Origin of the sequence: Bradyrhizobium sp. (assembly GCF_049519115.1) — a bacterium.
GTDB lineage: Bacteria > Pseudomonadota > Alphaproteobacteria > Rhizobiales > Xanthobacteraceae > Bradyrhizobium.
In genome coordinates this window covers 1-2,861 of sequence record NZ_JBEKRB010000181.1, presented here as the reverse complement: position 1 = coordinate 2,861, position 2,861 = coordinate 1, and the positions used below count along the sequence as shown (strand labels likewise).

General features: G+C 62.2%; 2 protein-coding genes and 1 pseudogene. 1 reads left to right on the top strand and 2 read right to left on the bottom strand.

The genetic code is table 11. The features are described from left to right. Positions 1 to 89, top strand: a pseudogene (locus ABSE61_RS36840) (IS66 family transposase); the annotation flags it as partial. Positions 90 to 113: 24 nt separating this feature from the next. On the opposite strand, the gene ABSE61_RS36835 reads toward ABSE61_RS36840, so the two are convergent. Together ABSE61_RS36835 and ABSE61_RS36830 are read right to left on the bottom strand one after the other, a co-directional pair. Further along, positions 114 to 2,186: a recombinase family protein gene (locus tag ABSE61_RS36835; RefSeq protein WP_423876063.1), complete on the bottom strand. Its 2,073-nt coding sequence runs from the start codon at positions 2,184 to 2,186 to the stop codon at positions 114 to 116. After that, positions 2,173 to 2,391 carry a hypothetical protein gene (locus tag ABSE61_RS36830; protein WP_423876062.1) on the bottom strand — a complete coding sequence of 73 codons (219 nt, stop codon included), beginning with the start codon at positions 2,389 to 2,391 and terminating at the stop codon, positions 2,173 to 2,175. Before ABSE61_RS36830 ends, ABSE61_RS36835 begins: the two co-directional genes overlap by 14 nt. Between the last annotated feature and the right edge of the window lie 470 nt (positions 2,392 to 2,861).

The following is a 2,861-nucleotide window of genomic DNA, read 5'->3' as shown; positions in this document are numbered from 1 at the left end:
GCTGGACCGCATTCACCCGGTTCCTCGATGATGGGCGTATCTGCCTGTCGAACAATGCCGCGGAACGCGCGCTGCGTGGCATCGCAATGACCGATTCATTCTGCACCTCCTTTTCAAGTGTCTGAAAACATTGAGATCTGCTTTTCGGAATCGACCCGACACGGGCGCCCCTTTCGCTTGAGCGCGGTAACGACCTGTTCGCTTGCGAGGTCGGCGGCACGGATCTGGTGTGGTGCGTCGGGCATGATCTGCTCGCTGGCGAGGATACCGGCCTTTATGAGCTTGCGAATTTGGTGATGGCTCACACCAAGCTTTGCGGCAGCATCCCGCATCGTTAGCCACTCCCCGTTCTTCGCGGCGGAGCGGTAACCATGGATGCCACGAACGCGGCGTACCGACCCGACACGGTGCGCCGTCCAGGTCTTGCCTTGGCCGGACGGCATTCCCATGCGGTTCAGTGATGCGGCAATGTCTTGATCGGACCATCGGCCCGCCATGCTGCGCATGACGGCGAGCGCCTGTTCGGGTGTGCTGCATCCGTGTTCACCGGTTCGCGGCTTGTGGATGCGCAACTCGGAATGCACGCCGCCCTTCCAGTGGATGGCCAGAACGATCTCACCAGCCACCGCGTCGATATCAACCACGATCTCGGTGATCAGTGCCCGCACCAGTCGCTGGCGCGTCCTCATCGTGGTTCGCGGCGCCTTCCATGCCGCCGCGAGATCATCGGCCAATCCAGTGAAGTCGGGATGGATATCGTCAGCACCGGGCGTCCCCATTCGAACGAGCCGCTCCCGGCAAAGCTCGACACGCTCCAGCGAGGTCTCCCATGCCTTCTCCAGCTGTGCTGCGATCAGGCGGTTGTCGGGGTCGCAAGCGGCATAGCGGCGTTCGGCGAGCGATGCATCGTATTGGGCTTGCTGCAGCTCCAGCTCGGCGATGCGCCGCCGATCCTGGTCCTCGTCTCTCAGCATCCGCTCGGCCTCCTCAGCCGCCTCGATCGCCATCGGAGTTACGGCATGCAGCATCTCGACCGCAATGGTCTCGTCAATGCGCTTGCCGGCGACGGTCAAGCAACGCCGCTGGCCCAACTGCACGTTCGGCTGTTCGCACCTGTAGATCGGCCGCGGATAGCGACCAGTGTAGAGAACGCTGAGCCGGCGACCGCACCGCGCGCAGCAGATGAGACCAGCCAGCAGCGCGCGTCCACCCCGTCCGGACTTCGTGTCACCAACCCTGCCGTAGGCGTTGCCGGCGAGCAGCGTCTGATTACGCTCGTACTCTGCCCAGCTGACGTAGCCTTCGTGATGATCCTGGATGAACACTTCCCATGTGCCCATCGGCTTGCGGTGGCCATAGCTCTTGCGCGCACGACCATCGATGATCGCGGTGCGCTTCTCAGTCTTCCCGTAGCCGTAGACGCCCGCATAGAAAGGGTTCTTGAGAATCGAGATGACATTGCGATACCTGATCGGCCGCCACTCGAACGACGTCAACGTCCTGCCGTCCGACGGATAGGGAAAGTGGACATTCTGCGACGTCATCCACAACAGCACTTGGCGGGCGCTGCCCAGCTCACGGAACTTCTGGAACACCAGCCTGATTACCTCCTGCAGCCGCCGATCTGGATCGAGGCCGAGGCCGATGTGCCGGTCCCAAGAGTAGCCGATTGGGATCGAGATCCTCAACTCGCCGCGCTTCGCTTTTGATCGTGCCGCCTCGTACATCCTGGATCTGATAATCCCCAGCTCGAACTCGCTGATACTGCCCTTCATGCCAAGGAGCAGGCGGTCGTTCGGCCGGCAGGGGTCGTACACGCCATCGAGATCGATGACACGGGCTTCCACCAAACCGCACAGTTCCAGGAGATGGTGCCAGTCGCGGCCATTGCGAGAGAGCCGAGAGGCATCGAGGCAGAGCACAGCGCCGACCTGCCCGGCGCACAGGGCGGCGACCAGGCGATCGAAGCCGGGCCGTTCGACGGTGCCACTCGCGGTGCGACCAAGATCGTCGTCAATCACGTCGATGTCGGTAAACCCGCGTCGACGTGCGACTTCGACCAACTCGTACTGCCGCCTCTGACTCTCCAGGTTCGATTGGACTTGCTGCGGGGTCGACTGGCGGACATAGACGACCGCCTTGCGTTGCAGAACAGTTGCCGGAAGGAGAGCGTCATGCGTTGTCATCGCTGACCTCCAGCTTTGCCACGCCGCTGGCCTCGAGCAGGAGCCGTGCGAGCGCCCTTAGCACCGCTTGGCGCTCCGCCAGCGTCATGCCCCGAAATCGTGTGTCGTCGAGAATGAGGTCGAGCTGACGTGGCTCCGCCGGAAGGCTGTGCCTCAGCCTCCGAGCGAGCTCCGTCCTCCGTGCGAGCCGTAACTGCGCTTCCATCCTGCGTCTCCTGCCTGACGATGTTGCCGTCGGCGGAAACCAATCGTGATTCGCAGGCGATGAGCAGCTCATGCAATGAGCAGAGCGCCGCCAATGAGGCCTGGGGCGGGCCGACCTTCAGACCGGCGCAGTAGACGGCGTCGAGCTTCCACGCCGGCAACTTCGTCACAGCACCGGACGATAGCTCCACGTGCACGACATCGCCTGATGCGCGCCGCTCACTCTGAATGCGACGCGCACTTCGCCCGTACAGTGGATGCCAGCGATAATGGATGACGACATCCTGCCCGATATGGGCACAATGACCGCGAGATTGCAATTAAGGACACCGATTGGCCGTTACCTGAACGTTAAGGGGTCGCGCAATGTTGTGGAACACATCAGTGATAGATGGCTACGCCATTGCGGCGAGCGATGGCCAGCTTGGCACCGTCTGCGACTTTCTGTTTGATGATGCCAGCTGGTTGGTT